We start from the raw sequence: 16,873 nt of genomic DNA, 5'->3' as shown, positions 1-16,873 counted from the left end.
GATAAAAAGAGTGTTACAAACTGTAAAATCTTCAATTTCTATTGCTCTTTAGCATGATATAATCGAACAAATGCCTTAATTTACTACCGTCATGATAGCAACTATTAGCCAACAAGATGCCGCGACCGATTTAGTCGCAAGTTACTTAAAAACTATAATTAAACAAGGGTTTACTGGCGACACTGATGCAAGTTATGCCACTCGTATAACTGCATCAACTGATAACAGTATTTACCAGCAGTTACCGCAAAGTGTTATTTTTCCTAAAACTGAAAAAGATATTCAAATTGCCCTGCAAACTGCTGCACAAGACCCTTATCTATCGCTGACTTTTGGACCTCGCGGCGGTGGTACAGGCACCAACGGTCAATCATTAACTCCCGGGATCGTAGTCGATTTATCACGTTATATGCGAGAAATCCTCGAAATTAATCCTGAAGAAGGTTGGGTTAGAGTGCAAACGGGCGTGATTAAAGATCAACTAAATGATTTTTTACGCCCTTATGGATTTTTCTTTGCACCTGATTTATCAACGAGTAATCGCGCAACAATCGGCGGAATGGTTAATACCGATGCATCAGGACAAGGCTCACTGGTGTATGGTAAAACTAGCGATCATGTTTTAGGACTTACCACTTATTTAGTCGATGGCACACAAATGTCAACGACACCAATAGACATTGATAAAGCCAAACTAATTGCTGAACAAAACACTACAATCGGTAAACTGTACGCAACAGTGCTTGATATTTGTTTGTCTGAGCGTGATGCAATTTTAGCCAAGTTTCCACGTTTAAATCGCTTTTTAACCGGATATGACTTAGAACATGTGCTAAGTGATGACTTACAAACCTTTGATATGAGTAGGCTAATAACAGGCTCAGAAGGTTCGCTTGGTATTGTTACTGAGGCTAAATTAAACATCACACCTATTGCTGAATTCAAAACCTTAATCAACATCAAGTATGATAGCTTTGATTCGGCACTGCGGCATTCACCGTTTTTGGTCGATGCTCGTGCTACCTCAGTTGAAACCGTTGACAGCAAAGTTTTAAATCTTGCACGTGAAGATATAATTTGGCATTCAGTATCGGACTTAATAACCGATGTGCCAAATAAGGATATGCAAGGGCTTAACATGGTTGAGTTTAATGCTGTATCGCCTGATGACATAAAAGACAAAGTTGAATCGCTATGTGCATTACTCGATGATTGCGTTGCACAACAAAAAAATGGCGTAATTGGTTATCAACTTACCAGCAGTAAGGCTGATATTTTAAAAATTTATGCCATGCGTAAGAAATCAGTTGGCTTGTTAGGTAATGTTAAAGGCGCACAAAAACCTTTGGCGTTTGCTGAAGACACCGCCGTACCACCTGAGAATCTTGCAGATTATATTGTTGAATTTAGAGCTTTGCTCGATAGCCATAATTTACAATATGGCATGTTTGGTCATGTTGATGCCGGTGTATTACATGTTAGACCGGCACTTGATATGTGTGATCCCGAACAAGAAAAATTACTGCGAGTGATCTCTGATGAAGTTGTTAAACTCACAGCTAAATACGGTGGTTTAATGTGGGGCGAGCACGGCAAAGGGTATAGAAGTGAATATGGCCCTGAGTTTTTTGGTGAGCATTTATTTAAGCAATTACGACTTATAAAATCAGCTTTTGATCCTAACAATAGGATTAATCCCGGTAAAATATGTACTCCAATTGAAAGTAAGGACTCACTAGTTAGCGTTGACGATCAAAAGCGTTCGTGGTTCGACAGACAAATTTCGGTTGATGTTAAAACTAGTTTTAATAATGCAATGACATGCAATGGTAATGGTATTTGCTTTAACTATGATGAAAACTCTCCAATGTGCCCATCATATAAAGTAACCGGTGATCGTCGTAATTCACCTAAAGGTCGCGCAAGTTTAATGCGCGAATGGTTACGATTACAAGAAGCAAAAGAGATTGATTTAATTGAGGTTGAAAAAGAACTTAATAAAGGTGAAGTGATCACCTGGTGGGAACGTTTTCAACATAGCCGCGATAAAAAGAAAGGCGTATATGATTTTTCTCATGAAGTTAAAGCCTCAATGGATGAGTGTTTAGCGTGTAAAGCATGTACCACAGCGTGCCCAATAAAAGTTGATGTACCTACTTTTAGGTCACGTTTTTTAAATTATTATCACAGTTACTACGCGCGCCCACTTAAAGATTATCTAGTCGGTAATATTGAAGCCAGTGCACCATTAATGGCCAAATTTTCAAATGTAATAAATCCAATTGTAAAAACTAAATTAGTCAGCTCATTAATAAAAAAATCTGTTGGCTATGTTGATACACCCGTGCTTAGTTCACCACGTTTAACAAAACGGATTAATAAAACACACGAATTTAATTTTGCACAACTTTCAGGCTTATCTCCCGAGCAACAAAGTGAGTATGTACTAATTGTGCAAGATCCGTTTACCAGTTTTTATGAAGCTGAGCTGGTAGAAAGTTTTATAAAAATAATTTCCGCACTAGGTAAGAAGCCAATACTGTTACCGTTTAAGCCAAATGGAAAACCGCAACACGTTAAAGGTTTTTTAAATGAATTTAAGATCACAGCAAAAAATGCAGCAACATTTTTAAATTCATTATCTGAAATAAATGCACCACTTGTAGGTTTAGATGCATCATTAGTAATGTGTTATCGGGATGAATATAATTCTATTTTAGGTGATGAACGTGGTGAATTTGAAGTGCTACTTGCTCATGAATGGTTAGCAACACAATCTTTTAAATCATTAGCTAACAAAGTTGATAGCAATATAACATTTACGTTATTAAGTCATTGTACTGAAACAACCGCATTACCAAAAGCGGCGAATGTATGGCAAACAATTTTTACTGACTTAGGCCTAAAACTTAATACAACAGCAACAGGGTGTTGCGGTATGGCAGGTACATATGGCCATGAAGCGCAAAACCAAAAAAACTCTCGAGCATTATATGAAATGAGTTGGCAAGGTGTTGTAGAGAAAAATAAACCTGAGCAATTATTAGCAACCGGTTTTTCTTGTCGTAGCCAAGTTAAACGCTATGAAAAATTCAAACCAAAACACCCAATAGAACTACTAGCAGATAAGCTAAGCAATAACATTTAATATAAAAATGCCGCACGCTTTTAAAAAGGATTGCGGCATTTTTTATATCGTTTTTTTATTTTAAATAACTATCAGCAATAGGCTTGGTGCTCATACCATGAATAAAAACACTAAATAAAATAGTTGTCATAGCAATCGTAGCTATAAGGTATTTATTTTCGATGCCGCTATCGATCACCATTAAAGTAAATACAATAGATGCTAAGCCTCTCGGGCCAAACCAAGCAAAAGTAAAACGTTCTTTCATTTTTAATTTAGTAAATTGTAATGACAACATCACAGGGATAATTCGAATAAGCGTTGTACTCAGTAGTGCAAATACAGTAAGTGCCCATGATAATTCTGGCAAAACTAAATAGCTGCATACAAAACCAAATAAACACCAGATCAACAAACCAGTAAAGTCCGCGATGTGTTCACTATCTTCAACGAGTTTTAAGCGTAAAGCCTGATCGGTAAATCTATCAAAAATTAATCCAGCAACAAACACCGCAATAAAACCACTGCTATGCAAACTTTGTGCGATTGAAAAAATGGCCATTGCCATACCAACCACTAAAAATGGGCTACTATTATTTGAAAAATAATGACGTTGCATGGCAAATTTAATCGAGGGAATGATCAATCCCATTGCAGCAACTGCAACCAGAATAGCCACACCTAATTCACGCGCAAAAACAACGACCGTATCAAAAACCGAAAATGTAGATGCAGGCTCTTTTGCTAACAACATCAAGACTAAAAATATTGGCACACATAAACCATCGTTTAAACCACTTTCAGTATTGATCCCTTCACGAATTTTTTCAGGCACCGCGCTGCTATTTAATAATCCTTTACTAAGCGCTGCATCTGTCGGCGTTAATATTATTGCAACTAGTGCAGCTTGAATAAGTGTCAGCTGGGTAAACATTAAACTCGCAATAATAATTCCAGCAAACAAAGTAAGTGGTAAAGCAATAAAAAGTAATAGGCTAGGGTATTGAAAACTGTGTTTTAAAACCATCAGTTTGGTTTTTGCCGCATCAGTAAATAAAAATATGCTCAGTGTTAATTCTATTAAAGGTAATAAGTGATCTAAGTCTCTGGTTAAATATGCCGTTTTACTTGGTAGCATAAACCCGATCAACGCACCGATAATAACAAAAAACATAGGTCCGGTAATTTCAGCTCGCTCTAATTGATGCATAGATAATGAATAAATTAAAAAGGCTAAACCCACTGCAGCTAATACAACATATTCCATTTAGATTTTCCTTTTAAGTCCAGATTTTGCTCGTTCTTTGATATTTGTCTGAATATATATTTGATCGGTGGTGGCAATTTTTGCATGTCCTAAATCTTCTGATAAATGTTTTAAAGGGCGAGTTTGTGCATCATGCGTAGCACCAGTATGTCTGAGCCAATGCGCTGTTGCCGATTCTAGTTGCTCGGCATCATCAGTAAAGCCATCATCAAGTAAAGATTGTTTGGCTAAATCAAAACTTTGTTGAACTAAGCGACGAATTTGTCGAACGGTCATTCCGCCTTGACCACGAATTTTATGCACCAATGGATCAGATTCATCAACGCGGGGCAGGGCTGGTAAACCTCGGTACAACCTATAACGTTTTAAATAAGTTACAAAATCTTCACTGAGTGTGACATCACGTAATTTATTTCCTTTACCCATAATTCTTAAAAACCAAAAGCCATCATTATCTTGCCAAAAATGAGACATAACAGGCGACCATTGTGGTCGCTCTGATAGTTCAGAGATCCGTAAATAAAGACCTTTTAAACACGCTAAGGTAAATAAATTTCTTTCAAGATCAGGTTGTTGCTCACACTTATCACGTGTGACACCAAATACATATTCCCATTGAATATCACTCAAGGTATCAGGAATTTTTATTTGTGATTGCACAACTAAATAAGGGCTATTCTTTTTTACAACCGGTACAAAGTTAGCAAAGGTTTTTTCTTCTAAAATAGCAAACTTGTAAAATACATTTAAAGCAGTAAACATGGCAGCTAATGTTTGTTGGCTAGCAATAGATTCTTTGAGCATAAAAGGGCGCCAATTTTCGTTTAATCTACGGATCCCTTGCTCATCTTTATAGCGCCATTGCACTGAAGTCATCGCCCAGCTTTTATCGGGTTCGACCATAAAATCGACATAGGCTTCTATGTCTTCACGTTTTAATTCAAATACTGATTTTTCTGCGACTAACCAAGACCATAGGTAAAAGCGTTCGAGTTCGTTCCGAAAACGATTATATGTCGCTTCTGATTTTCGACCATAAACATATAAAAATTGATACAAAAATACTAATTCTTGCTTAGATTCAGCGACAGTCAAGCCAACTTGCTGTATAAAGGTGGCAAGTTCTGGGTATTCTGATTGCATTGTATCATCTTCAAGATGGGCAATTTGATACCGTAATTGTTTTAATGTATCGACCAAAGCAACAAGCATAATATAGTTATTTCTAATAAAATAAAGTAGTTACAGTTTAACTTTAAAGTCCGATACTGTCTAGTATTGGACTTAGTGGATGATTATATTGTTAAGCTGATCAGATAATATCAAAGCAATGTTGCTGGTTTAAGGAAGGCATATGAAAAAGTTAATAGTTTTAAGTTTAGTTGCACTAACATTAGTCCTGTCTGGTTGTGCTACAACAGGTAGTGCTTCTCCAACTGAAAAGCGTAATCTAGTGCAAAATATGCGAGCAGATACACTAAGTAAATTATACAAAGAAAAACCAGATGTTAAAGAGCAAATTAAAAATGCCGCTGGTTATGCAGTATTTGATAATGCTAATGTCAATGTTGTTTTAGCCAGCTTTGGTGGCGGCTATGGTGTGGTTAAAAATAATTTGACGGGTAAATCCACTTATATGAATATGGGTGAAGCTGGTTTAGGACTTGGTTTAGGTGTTAAAGACTTTAACGTTGTAATGGTTTTTCATAATCAAGCTGCGTTAAATCGTTTTATTGAAAATGGTTGGGCCTTCGGTGGCAATGCCGATGCAGCGGCAAAATACCAAGATAAAGGCGGTGCACTTGTTGCCGAAGCCATTGCAGACCAAGTAACTGTTTATTCATTAACCGAAAATGGCCTTGCATTACAAGCCGTACTAAAAGGCACTAAATTCTGGGTAGATTCAGAGCTAAATTAAGACCTCAAAACCCTTCTAAAAGTGGGCTAGTTCGTATGATTACGCCCACTTTAATTTATTTCAGCCTGTTTAACATAACGTAATTTATGGGATATCGCTATTACGCAAATGCGTCCTCAGTTGGAGCGTTTGCTAGTCCTGCAACTAGTGTTAGCGCTACACATGCTGCACTAATCTTTTTTACAATATCAGACCAGATTTGACCTTCTTCCTTCGATTTTGATTTTTCGATAGCAAGTTTCAACAATGCTTCTTTTTGATCCATACCAATCGTATTGGCCATAAAAATACACTGATTCGCGGTTAGATGACGCGTTCCCTTTTTAATTTGGGACATATTACCTGAGTTAAATTCTTCAAAATCAGAAATGACTTGTTTATCCTGACTATAACCCATGAAATTTTTATATTTTTCAATTAGTTCGTAACTAAAGTTCATAGCATTTCTCCTCGCTAAGTTAATTATAACTGTCAATCTTGATAAATAAAAAGTTGACAACTGTCAAGCGTGAAAGCTAGACTCCAAAACATTCAAGAATGACAGTTTGTCACCTTTATGGGATTAAGGATATGACTTTAGAAATAATCCAAGAATTGGATTCCACGTTATCAATGTATCTTTTAGATAATTTTTCTATCTCAATTGCTGACCCTGTGACTATGGTGATTTTTTCTGGCTCATATCTTTTTATGGTTCTAATGGCTTTGTTAGTGATAAACATAATAACTAAAGATACCTATTGTGATGAGGTTTCAAAATGAACTCATTATCTAACGCCCAATATGCTCAAGTTTTCCCACTAAATACAGCAATGAATTTAACGGCAAACTTACACCCTGCGAACACTGCAAAAGACGTTTTTGAGAACCTTTCTAAGCCAATGAAAGAACGTTTTTTTGACTTTGAATCGTGGCGAAATCGTATTTTTGAGCGTCATTCAAACCTTGCTCATATGCTTAGCACCGGTTACTTTTTGGCTGAAAAATTCAACAATTTAGCTGAAGCAAACAAGCGTTTAAAATCTGCTGATACCGCTTTAACTCTAGGAAGTTTTGAATACGGGCATATTAATTTATCATGTTCAGACGATGAATTATGCGAAATTGCTGAGCAAAAAGCGCGTTATTGTGAGCTGAAAATAAGCAAAAATGGCCACACTTTATCTTTATTTAACATCCTGGTTAAATACTTAAATTCCTTTGATATTCAAGAGCCTGAATTAGTTGCACCGTATTGCACACACTTTGCAGCTGACTCTTTAACAGGTATTTTAAATCGCTTTGCTGACCCAATTTTCTGGCGTCGGAAATTACGTAAAATCCAAGCATTTACCATCGAGCAGCTAGCCCGAGATTTAAGGCTCGTACATAAAAAAGCAAGTGCTTATGTATCACAACCAACCATTCAGAACCGCCGAGAACGTAAGCGCAAATCAGCTGAAATAATGTCTGATTTATTTGTTGTTCCAAACGATGCAAACCCGTTTGATGAATTTGAAACATTACAATCAATTATTGAACGTTCCCACACATCAGGCAAACAACAAGCGGCTGAATTAATGGTACGTATTCGAGGTTTTGAAGAACTAGCAGACATGCACGGCCATCGTGGCGAGTTCTATACCTTATCTGCGCCTAGTCGTTTTCATGCAGTTCACCATACTGGTAGACCTAATAATAAATATGATGGTTCAACCCCTCAGGATGCACAGGAATATTTTAACGGTATTTGGAAACGTGCCCGCGCCCTATTCTCAAAACAAAATTTACGCCCGTATGGATTCCGTGTTGTTGAACCACATCATGACGGTTGCCCACACTGGCACATGCTTTTATTCATGGAGAAAGGCGATGCGATACAAGTTCGCGCAATCATGAAAAAGCTGTGTACTGAAGATACACCCACGGAATTTAAAACAAGCACTACCCGCTTTAAGGCCATTACGATTAATAAAAGTAAAGGCTCTGCTGCTGGTTACATTGCTAAGTACATCACAAAAGCGGTGACTGGTGACAGCATAGACAAAGTTATTTGCTCGCAAGCTGGTGAAATGAAAATACTTCCAGCGGATGCCGCAGAACGCGCATCTACTTGGGCGAGCACGTTTGATATTAGACGTTTTCAGCAAATTGGCGGCCCTTCGGTCACTCTTTGGCGTGAACTTAGACGATTAGGCCAAGGTGATACTGGCAAATGTGAGGTTGCAAACGCAATGAATACAACACTAGATACAGTTTCAAAATACGCACTTGAGAAGGTACGCCAAGCCGCTGATTCATCAGATTGGAAAGCGTTTTGTCTTGCTATGGGTGGCGTACAAGTTAAACGTAAAGACCAAACGTTACGCATTCACTACCAATTACCCGATATTGTTGACCGTATTACTGGCGAAGTTAGCCGCAGTGAGTCCAAATCGCCCTACTTTGCTACTAAATACGGTGACCAACCAGCTAATAGAATTTTAGGTGTTGCATGGGATGCTGTTGTTGTAATTACTCGACGCGGTACTACCCAGATACTCACTGAAAAAGATATTAAAGCTCAACGCAAAATCATGTGCGGTGTCTCTGAGCAGATACAAGGCTGGCATGATGATGGCCGTTTATTCGCACCTAGTGATGAAGATATGCAGTTCCTTGAAGCGTGCGTTCTGGAAGATTATCAAAACATGTGTCTATTCATGGACTATGAAGCTTTGGCTGGCAACATTACGAGCGACGAAGTCGTGAGCTTGGACTTGTGTCATTAACTGTAACTATTAATAAAACTAAACCCAATTGGAGAAATTATGAATATTGAAGGCGCTATTACAGACCTAGTAAAAGTTAATCGTACAGATGATAAAGGCGCTCCCCTGCCTACAACTGGTGAATTTAAACTTCACACAAAAAACCCTGCTCAGATTTTATCTGTGAAGGTATCTGCTGACCAATTTAACGATGGTACTTATCAGCAAGTTGAGCATTTACAGTCAGACCCTAACGGCTGGGGCTTAAAGCCTGTTTTACTCAATATTGAATATTACGAAGGTGCTAATGTGGCACGTCAAATGGACTGGAAAGGTTTCCGTCTTCACAGCTTACCTCAAGAAAGTAAGGTTAAGTAATTTATGGCTACTTGTGTACAGCTCGAATATGGCGAACTTAAACCAACGGCACAATCTATTCAAGATTGCACTGGCTTTGTCATGTTAGAGCCTACCGAGTACCAACAGTTTCTACTTGCGTCATCACTTTTTGACCCGAGTGAAATTTCTATCGAAGTAGCACAGGCGCTTTTTGTCAGTGGTTTTTCGTTAGTCATAATCTGCTATATGACCTCATGGGCATACGGCACAGTAATCAACTGGTTTAAACCAGAACATGATAATTAAACTTTAACTTACAAGGAATTCATTATGGATTTTTCAACAATTACAGCAGCTATTGATTCAACAACTGTTGTCGCTGGTATTACTGCTTGCGCCGCTATTAAGTTAGCACCGGGTGTTGCTCGCTGGGGTTACAATCAAGTTATTGGCTGGTTCCGCTAGTAACTTAACAACATACCTAAACGCAATTTAAGCCCTGTTCACCTACAAGTTGCGGGGCTTTTTTAATGGAGAATTATTATGATTTGGGGAATTTATTATGCCGTTCTTGGAATTGCTTGCGCCGCTGCGGTCATTCGTGGTTTTGAAGGTGCGTAAATTTATATCTTGGTTTTGGCGTTTTTTTAAATACGTTTTACGTCATCCAATAAAATCAACCTTTGCTTTCATTAAGCTCTGGTTCTTCCTAATGCTTTTTACCGTTTTTGCATCTGTAGTAATGGCTGAACAACCCGATATGTCAGATTTGCGTTCACCAGATAAACAACCTTTTGGCCGCTGTGCATTTTCTTCACCTCTTCTTGATGTTGATTTATCAACTTGTTTAGCACACGTACATTCACAATATAAAATTTCTCAACAATATTCTTATCAGGTAGGTGATATTAAATCAGAGTTATCTTCATCACCTGATGTTTACTATATATTTGTTCAAACTAGGTCTAAATCTTGGGAGGAATTTTATTATACTTTTGTGGCAACCTTCTATGGTGGTGAATTTGTTGATGCATGTCCACCTTCAACTTCCCCAATACATACCATTTCTGTTCCTATGCCAACATCTCAAGATCCAGATGCTTTTATGTGTGCAAAACCATTACTCCCCGAATCTGATTGCGCTGATTCCATAGGCAATGACCCTGCATTAAATTCAATAACAGTTCCTAATAATTTAACTGCAAATGGTGCTCGGCCTAAGTGTGTCGATAATGGTAAAGGCAAAAAATGTGAGGTTACATCAACCACTTGGATTGACGGTGTATCAAACGAAACGCATACCAATTGGTCACCAGTTGGTGGTGGTAATTTCACTGGTGAAGAATGTTCCGAAGATGGTATGAATGTTAAACCACCACCCGCAGAAGATAAATTTTGCTCAGTCAGCAATTCCTCTGGTATCTACAAAGTTGATTGCCCTGAATCTTCAATTGCTATCAATTGGAATACAGTAACAGGTCTTGCACAAGCCAGCGCTTTAGATAATCAGCGAATCGCAGCTATTGAAGCTAGCTTTTTGAAGCAAGAGGATTTAACGGCTTTGGTAAATTCCGGTCAACTTAAAGGTGACCAAGGTGAAAAAGGAGATAAGGGCGAACAAGGTATTCAAGGTGTTGCTGGTGCTAAAGGTGCAACTGGTGAAAAAGGTGCAACTGGTGAAAAAGGTGCAACTGGTGAAAAAGGTGCAACTGGTGAAAAAGGTGCTGACGGTAAAGACGGTGTTGATGGTACAAATGGTATTGATGGTCAAGACGGCGCTGATGGTGCAACTGGTGAAAAAGGCGCTGATGGTAAAGACGGTGCTGATGGTGCAACTGGTGAAAAAGGTGCTGACGGTAAAGACGGTGTTGATGGTACAAATGGTATTGATGGTCAAGACGGTGCTGATGGCCTAGCGGGTGTTGACGGTAAAGATGGCATTAATGGTAAGGACGGTATAGATGGCGAGGACGGTGTCGGTTGCTCAGTCATTAATACCCCAGACGGCGCATCTATCGCATGTGAAAGTGGAACTGCAAAGTTGGAAAATGGCGATTCATGTACAACGGTTCAATTGCCTAATGGTGATGCTCAAATATCGTGCGAAGATGGCACTATGTCTGAAATAAACGGGGTTGATGAAGATGGCATAATTTCCGCGCTAGATACCCAATTAACAGAAATGAAAAAGCAAACAACCGAACTCGAAAAGCACACCGAGTCATTAAAAAAACTCAGTGAATACGATGGCGATAAACCATTAATTGATTATGAAACTAAACCTGATGCGTACACAGAAATAGCCGAGTTCGATTGGGAAAACAATAATTTTGGAACCGTTATGGAAGAGCATATAGATGCCATGCGCGGCTTACCTTTGTTCTCTGCAATAGATAATTTCTTTGTCACTTCTTTTGGTGGCTCTTGCCCAGTTTGGGAAACAACCGTTACTGTAATGGATGCTAATTTAAATATAAAAATTGACCAATTTTGCACAAGTGCTGTTCAAAATATACTCCCATATATAAGAGCTATTTTAATGCTAGTTGCAGGTCTTTTTGCTTGGAGGATTGCAATTGAATGATTTTATAGACTGGCTAGCTCAGCAATGGCAAGCCTTTATAGATTGGTGCTATGAAATAATTATTTTTATTTTGAATGCTTTTATGTGGTTAGCATTACAAACATTCGAGCGTCTATTAGAGGGGTTTAGATTTGTCTTTGCAATGATAGACCCGCCACAATTTATTCAAAGTGGCATAAGTGCTCTTACTTCTGGAATACCATCAGATATTGGTTATCTATTGGGTGCAACTGGCTTTAGTGATGCGTTGGCTTTAATAGGTTTGGGTTATACGTTTCGTTTAACCCGAAAAGTATTAACCTTATTCCAGTGGTAATAATATGATAATTTTTCACGAAGGGTTACCAGGTTCTGGTAAAAGTTACGAAGCACTTGTTAAGCATATAATTCCAAGCTTAACCAAAGGCCGCAAAGTTTACGCACGTTTAAATGGTTTTAACTTTGAAAAAGTAAGTGAATTAACAGGCAAAACAGTTGATGAACTTAAAGCGCTTTACACAGAAATAACAGAAGAGCAGGTGCATACTGCCTATGACTTGGTTGAAAATGATTGCTTACTTGTTATTGATGAGCTTCAAAACTTCTTCCCCAGTGGCAGGCAAAAGCTTAGTGATGAAATGACACAATTCATTGCTGAGCATCGCCATAGAGGTATGGATATAATCTGCATGGGTCAAGCTCTTGCAGATTGTCACACCACATGGAAACGAAGAATAGAACGCAAAATTTCATTTTTAAAACTATCTATGGTTGGTATGGATAGTAAATATAAATGGGAAATGTACCAAGGTTCTATTAACGGCGTAAAAGGCGATGTCGTTTTTACTAAAATAAAATCTGGTGTTGAAAAGTACGACTCTAAATATTTTGGTTCTTATCTTAGTCACCAACAAACAACTGGCAACACAGATGTTTATTCTGATGACCGTGTTAATGTATTTAAGTCCAAGCAGTTTATTTTCTATTTACCTTTATTTATTTTTCTTGTGGCTTTTTCACTTTATTTTCTAAATGTTTTTTTTGACAGTGAATCAAAGTTAGAAGCTGCAAAAGCTAAAGAACCTAGCAACGGGCCCGTTTCAAAACCCGAAAATAACCAATTAATTTCAACTGGCGACTTGCCACAAAAATCAGCTGAGCAAAAACCAAAACCTAAATCCAGTACAGACCCATATGAAAGGTTGAGGGATTTAATTCAGCAAAACAACTCTATCATTACTTACGAAGAAATTTATAAAGGCCGAATAGTTGACGTTTTATTGGTTGTCGAAAACTCAAATAAGCAAATACTTGATAAATTTACACGTGATGAATTATTGATGCTTGGCTATCGCTTAAAGAAAACTTTATTAGGTATTGAAGCATATCGCGGTGACCATTTGGCCGCAGTTTTTAGATATAGACCAAGAGGACAGATTTTTAATCAAGTACCCGACGAATCATACCATGATTTATATACATCCAATTAAACGCCAGAGCCTACGCTTTTCAACTTGTTGAAACCGTAGGCTGGCGTTTAAATATTTACAAATAAGATACCGTCACTGGTGACACTATGACTAGAAATCAAAAGTACGAACAAAAGCAAAAAGGCAAAGGATTAAAAAAAGTAACCCTTTGGATACCTGATGACTCAGAAGTTGAGATAAAACAAATGATAGAGTTTTTAATCGATAACCCCGACCACATCCCCTTTATGGCTCGCAGTGTCATAACTGGTCGCATGAAAAAGGCAGTTTAGCGTACCTATGGCGCAGCCATGTAGACCGCACACTTTTATTAATTTAGCATCACGGCTTATCGGTCGTAACCAAGCGCAGCGCAACCCATGCCCTTAGTTACTCGATACCGCGCTTGCGCCCTTGATAAACTAATTCGGAATTTCTGGTAATGCTTAAACCGAGATTTACACCTATGCCGAGTTCCTATTGTGATTTTTAATAAAGGAGTAAATCACAATGGGAAATTTTAAAATGCAGTTCTTATCATTATTCGGCTTTGACTATGCAAAAGGCGCTAAAGAACTGGGTGTAAGTGAACGCCAAGTAAGGCGGTATGTGAAAGCAAATAAAGCATCTAAGCCAATCGAAAAGTTGATCTCAATTATGTATCGGGGTTATCTTCCTCCAACTGGCCCATGGGCAGATTGTAGAATTTCCTATCACGACCACACAATGACTACCCCTTGGGGAAAAGTTAAGCCATCCGATGTTCAATTAGTTCATAGGTATAAATGGTCAGCAAGAAAATCTGAAACCATGTACAAAACACTTAAGGAGCAAAATAAAACACAAGATGTGTATTTATCTGACCTACAAAGCCAACTTTTAGATATAATTGGAGATATATCTCTTAGAGTTAATAGTTAATTTTTAAAGGAAATTTATGAATAAATTTTATCTCTTTATTTTGAAGTCATTTGACTTTAATAGATTAAAAACATCTTACTTTTTTTGGTTGTTTTTTATAATTACAATACTAATACATGTCTTATTTGTTATTTCTACTTGCAATTGGAATTACTTAGGTTCACTTGGTGCTTTGTTGACTGTATTTAGTCTATTATGTTCACTTAAAGCCTCATATTACCCTAAGTTCAATTCTGATATTAAGCCTCCTTGCTCTTTTATTAGTGATAAATGGATTAAAATCACCCCTAATGCATCATTTAAGGCGCAAACTGTAAGTAAAGAATATGCTTTAGAGGCTAACAAAGAGCACAATAAAAAAATAGTAAGTGAGTACTCAACTCTTATTACTACAAACATAATATCAACACTAGGCACAGTTATGTGGGCTTATTCAGGCTATATTAGTAGCGGTGATCTTACCAAAGTGTATGCATATCTTAAGGAACTATTATAAGGGGGCTTTTCGCCCTTTTATTTCTATTTAACGGACTAAAAATGAATTTTAATGACCTAAAACTATACCTTATCATAGTCGTTGCTGGTGCTACTCTTTGGTTTGCTAAAGAAGCATACGAATACAATAAACTTCAGAACTACTTAAACAATATTGAAGAAAATCAAAAAACCATTAAAGAAAGCAATGAGCTTACATTTGATCAACAGCTTGAACTTGCTATGGAACGTCAGAGAAAATTACAGATTGAGTCGAATAAAAATAAAGCTGATAAATATATGCGTGAAGTACGCTCTAAATATACAAAAGAAGAGTTTAAGGAAAAGCTTGATGTTTGTAATTATTTTACCGATTTATATCTGAATAATCGTACAAAAGAAAATGAAATAAGATACGTTAAAGCTTGTGACCCTATATATCACTAAAGTCAAACTGTCATAGCTGAAAGCTGCATTAACTACATAATAAAAAAGGGCTTTTTGCCCTTTTCTTTAATATTACGTACCGTAATTTATGAGCTATCAGCTATCAGCTATCAGCTATCAGCTATCAGCTATCAGCTATCAGCTATCAGCTATCAGCTATCAGCTATCAGCTATCAGCTATCAGCTATCAGCTATCAGCTATCAGCTATCAGCTATCAGCCAAAAATAACTTATAGCTTAAATTTTTCAATTAGTTTTAATTCAAATTTTTTATAGCTATACTTTTATCAAACGCGTCAGCTAAAGCAAATTTAAATAATTTATCTAGGCTATTTTCTCCTACTCGCCCATGGGCAGATTATAGAATTTGATATCACGACAACAAAATGACTACGCCTTGGGGTATAGTAAAACCATCTCATTTACAGTTAGTACACCGATATAAATGTTCTGCTAAGAAATCAGAGCAAATGTACCAAAACCTCAAAAGACAGACATCTACACAAGATAAGTATTTATTTGAATTACAGAACCAATTACTAGATATTGTTGGTGATATTTCAGAAAAGACAGGAAGTTAATTTTGCTAGAATCTAAAAAATTAGTACCCAAAAAAAATCATCATTTTGTTTGGCGGCGTTATCTAGAAAATTGGCAGGTTGATAATAAATTAGCTTACTTTGCTACTAAAAAACATATTGCAGCAACTGAAACCGCGCTTGGAGTAGCTAAGCAAGATTTTTTTTATAAATTGGAACATATTGAAAATTATGAAGATCTATATATTAAGATCATTCTTAAGTTTATATCTGATTCTAATTACGAGATAAACCTTCATTACTACAATTCGTTTAAAGCTGCTTTAAAACAATCCGATAGTGTTAATAACTGGAAAATTAACCTTTTAGAGAATTATCATTCTAAAATAGAGGGTAAAATGCTTAAAGTTTTGCCTCAACTAAGTAATGGTGATTTTAATATCCTTGAAAACTCAGATTACTTTAAAGATTTTATGAATTTTCTTGGTCATCAGGCAACTAGGACTAAGGATTTAAAAGATAGTAGTTTTTCTAAGTTAAATTTGTGGCCTAGATTTTCTTTAAATGAGAATTTTAGAGATGAAAAAGATATTGACATTCTATTGAGTGTATTTAGAAAACACTGGTGGTTTTTTAGTTTTGTCTTTGGGCAAAATTACGCTCTTAATCTCTTAACAAATTGTAATATCGATATTCATATCCCATTAATTAACTCTTCAGACATTTCATTTATTACTTCTGATTCACCAGTAGTAAGTCTTAAAAGTATTACTGGTAATGGTAAAGATCTCTATTTTCCAATCTCACCAAAGTTTGGGTATGTAATCTTACGTGATATAAAAACTAAATTTTTTAATGAGTTATGTACAACAGAAGATGTAAAATTATTTAACTCATTAATTGTTCAAAATTCACATCAAACTTATTTTGCAGATTCAGAATCTTCTATAAATGAATACAGAAAGTTATTTATGAAAACTCACTAGTGTCATTATATCTTATTGCTAACATTGTAAATAATTGATAAAAAGGGCTTTCGCCCTTTCCTTTAATATTACGTACGATAATTTATGGATTATT

Annotated in this window: 18 protein-coding genes; 15 read left to right on the top strand and 3 right to left on the bottom strand. The window is 36.8% G+C overall.

Annotation, left to right across the window (positions count from 1 at the left end):
- Positions 1-91: 91 nt before the first annotated feature.
- Positions 92-3,148 (top strand): D-2-hydroxyglutarate dehydrogenase YdiJ, encoded by a 3,057-nt coding sequence (ydiJ, locus tag FW757_RS05535; RefSeq protein ID WP_446440962.1) that lies wholly within the window; start codon positions 92-94, stop codon positions 3,146-3,148.
- Positions 3,149-3,203: 55 nt separating this feature from the next.
- Here the strand turns inward: ydiJ and FW757_RS05530 are convergent, their stop codons facing one another.
- Entirely contained in the window at positions 3,204-4,394 is a 1,191-nt protein-coding gene (locus tag FW757_RS05530) for a cation:proton antiporter (RefSeq protein WP_446440961.1), read from the bottom strand.
- Positions 4,395-5,606: a tyrosine-type recombinase/integrase gene (locus tag FW757_RS05525; protein ID WP_149980295.1), complete on the bottom strand. Its 1,212-nt coding sequence runs from the start codon at positions 5,604-5,606 to the stop codon at positions 4,395-4,397.
- Positions 5,607-5,748: 142 nt separating this feature from the next.
- Between FW757_RS05525 and FW757_RS05520 the strand changes: the two genes are divergently transcribed.
- Positions 5,749-6,312: a lipid-binding SYLF domain-containing protein gene (locus FW757_RS05520; RefSeq protein WP_145239042.1), complete on the top strand. Its 564-nt coding sequence runs from the start codon at positions 5,749-5,751 to the stop codon at positions 6,310-6,312.
- 100 nt (positions 6,313-6,412) lie between these two features.
- On the opposite strand, the gene FW757_RS05515 is transcribed toward FW757_RS05520, so the two are convergent.
- Entirely contained in the window at positions 6,413-6,751 is a 339-nt protein-coding gene (locus tag FW757_RS05515; protein ID WP_169017723.1) for a DUF3693 domain-containing protein, read from the bottom strand.
- A 131-nt stretch (positions 6,752-6,882) separates the two neighbouring features.
- Here FW757_RS05515 and FW757_RS05510 point away from each other — a divergent pair, with 131 nt between their 5' ends.
- From FW757_RS05510 to FW757_RS05450, 13 genes are all read left to right on the top strand, one after another.
- A complete protein-coding gene (locus FW757_RS05510) occupies positions 6,883-7,074 on the top strand; it encodes a hypothetical protein (RefSeq protein WP_446440960.1) in 192 nt (63 codons plus the stop codon).
- Positions 7,071-9,062: a replication endonuclease gene (locus tag FW757_RS05505; RefSeq protein ID WP_446440959.1), complete on the top strand. Its 1,992-nt coding sequence runs from the start codon at positions 7,071-7,073 to the stop codon at positions 9,060-9,062. The genes FW757_RS05510 and FW757_RS05505 overlap by 4 nt, the downstream gene beginning before the upstream one ends.
- A 39-nt stretch (positions 9,063-9,101) precedes the next feature.
- The gene (locus FW757_RS05500) at positions 9,102-9,419 is read left to right on the top strand and encodes a hypothetical protein (RefSeq protein ID WP_446440958.1); all 318 of its coding nucleotides are present in this window, start codon (positions 9,102-9,104) and stop codon (positions 9,417-9,419) included.
- A gap of 3 nt (positions 9,420-9,422) precedes the next feature.
- The gene (locus tag FW757_RS05495; RefSeq protein ID WP_446440957.1) at positions 9,423-9,686 is read left to right on the top strand and encodes a hypothetical protein; all 264 of its coding nucleotides are present in this window, start codon (positions 9,423-9,425) and stop codon (positions 9,684-9,686) included.
- Positions 9,687-9,710: 24 nt separating this feature from the next.
- Positions 9,711-9,845 (top strand): hypothetical protein, encoded by a 135-nt coding sequence (locus FW757_RS05490; protein WP_282435187.1) that lies wholly within the window; start codon positions 9,711-9,713, stop codon positions 9,843-9,845.
- 247 nt (positions 9,846-10,092) lie between these two features.
- Entirely contained in the window at positions 10,093-11,964 is a 1,872-nt protein-coding gene (locus FW757_RS05485; protein WP_446440956.1) for a hypothetical protein, read from the top strand.
- Complete coding sequence (locus tag FW757_RS05480; RefSeq protein ID WP_446440955.1) at positions 11,957-12,280, top strand: hypothetical protein; 324 nt, start codon at positions 11,957-11,959, stop codon at positions 12,278-12,280. Before FW757_RS05485 ends, FW757_RS05480 begins: the two co-directional genes overlap by 8 nt.
- A 4-nt stretch (positions 12,281-12,284) precedes the next feature.
- Positions 12,285-13,433: a zonular occludens toxin domain-containing protein gene (locus FW757_RS05475; protein WP_446440954.1), complete on the top strand. Its 1,149-nt coding sequence runs from the start codon at positions 12,285-12,287 to the stop codon at positions 13,431-13,433.
- An 86-nt stretch (positions 13,434-13,519) separates the two neighbouring features.
- Complete coding sequence (locus FW757_RS05470) at positions 13,520-13,705, top strand: hypothetical protein (RefSeq protein ID WP_339691066.1); 186 nt, start codon at positions 13,520-13,522, stop codon at positions 13,703-13,705.
- A 217-nt stretch (positions 13,706-13,922) separates the two neighbouring features.
- Entirely contained in the window at positions 13,923-14,333 is a 411-nt protein-coding gene (locus FW757_RS05465; RefSeq protein WP_446440953.1) for a hypothetical protein, read from the top strand.
- A 16-nt stretch (positions 14,334-14,349) separates the two neighbouring features.
- Positions 14,350-14,829 (top strand): hypothetical protein, encoded by a 480-nt coding sequence (locus FW757_RS05460; RefSeq protein ID WP_446440952.1) that lies wholly within the window; start codon positions 14,350-14,352, stop codon positions 14,827-14,829.
- A gap of 41 nt (positions 14,830-14,870) precedes the next feature.
- Positions 14,871-15,254, top strand: a complete 384-nt coding sequence (locus FW757_RS05455) for a hypothetical protein (protein WP_446440951.1) — start codon at positions 14,871-14,873, stop codon at positions 15,252-15,254.
- 583 nt (positions 15,255-15,837) lie between these two features.
- Entirely contained in the window at positions 15,838-16,779 is a 942-nt protein-coding gene (locus FW757_RS05450) for a DUF4238 domain-containing protein (RefSeq protein ID WP_446440950.1), read from the top strand.
- Positions 16,780-16,873 lie beyond the last annotated feature (94 nt).

Source organism: Pseudoalteromonas sp. 1181_04 (assembly GCF_052850545.1).
Note: the sequence above shows the minus strand (reverse complement) of the source record. Positions and strands in the feature narration are given on the sequence as shown.

Bases quoted from the DNA above. Each gene is read 5' to 3' on its own strand.
- ydiJ (WP_446440962.1), top strand. From the start codon at position 92: ATGATAGCAACTATTAGCCAACAAGATGCCGCGACCGATTTAGTCGCA.
- FW757_RS05530 (WP_446440961.1), bottom strand. From the start codon at position 4,394: ATGGAATATGTTGTATTAGCTGCAGTGGGTTTAGCCTTTTTAATTTAT.
- FW757_RS05525 (WP_149980295.1), bottom strand. From the start codon at position 5,606: ATGCTTGTTGCTTTGGTCGATACATTAAAACAATTACGGTATCAAATT.
- FW757_RS05520 (WP_145239042.1), top strand. From the start codon at position 5,749: ATGAAAAAGTTAATAGTTTTAAGTTTAGTTGCACTAACATTAGTCCTG.
- FW757_RS05515 (WP_169017723.1), bottom strand. From the start codon at position 6,751: ATGAACTTTAGTTACGAACTAATTGAAAAATATAAAAATTTCATGGGT.
- FW757_RS05510 (WP_446440960.1), top strand. From the start codon at position 6,883: ATGACTTTAGAAATAATCCAAGAATTGGATTCCACGTTATCAATGTAT.
- FW757_RS05505 (WP_446440959.1), top strand. From the start codon at position 7,071: ATGAACTCATTATCTAACGCCCAATATGCTCAAGTTTTCCCACTAAAT.
- FW757_RS05500 (WP_446440958.1), top strand. From the start codon at position 9,102: ATGAATATTGAAGGCGCTATTACAGACCTAGTAAAAGTTAATCGTACA.
- FW757_RS05495 (WP_446440957.1), top strand. From the start codon at position 9,423: ATGGCTACTTGTGTACAGCTCGAATATGGCGAACTTAAACCAACGGCA.
- FW757_RS05490 (WP_282435187.1), top strand. From the start codon at position 9,711: ATGGATTTTTCAACAATTACAGCAGCTATTGATTCAACAACTGTTGTC.
- FW757_RS05485 (WP_446440956.1), top strand. From the start codon at position 10,093: ATGCTTTTTACCGTTTTTGCATCTGTAGTAATGGCTGAACAACCCGAT.
- FW757_RS05475 (WP_446440954.1), top strand. From the start codon at position 12,285: ATGATAATTTTTCACGAAGGGTTACCAGGTTCTGGTAAAAGTTACGAA.
- FW757_RS05470 (WP_339691066.1), top strand. From the start codon at position 13,520: ATGACTAGAAATCAAAAGTACGAACAAAAGCAAAAAGGCAAAGGATTA.
- FW757_RS05465 (WP_446440953.1), top strand. From the start codon at position 13,923: ATGGGAAATTTTAAAATGCAGTTCTTATCATTATTCGGCTTTGACTAT.
- FW757_RS05460 (WP_446440952.1), top strand. From the start codon at position 14,350: ATGAATAAATTTTATCTCTTTATTTTGAAGTCATTTGACTTTAATAGA.
- FW757_RS05455 (WP_446440951.1), top strand. From the start codon at position 14,871: ATGAATTTTAATGACCTAAAACTATACCTTATCATAGTCGTTGCTGGT.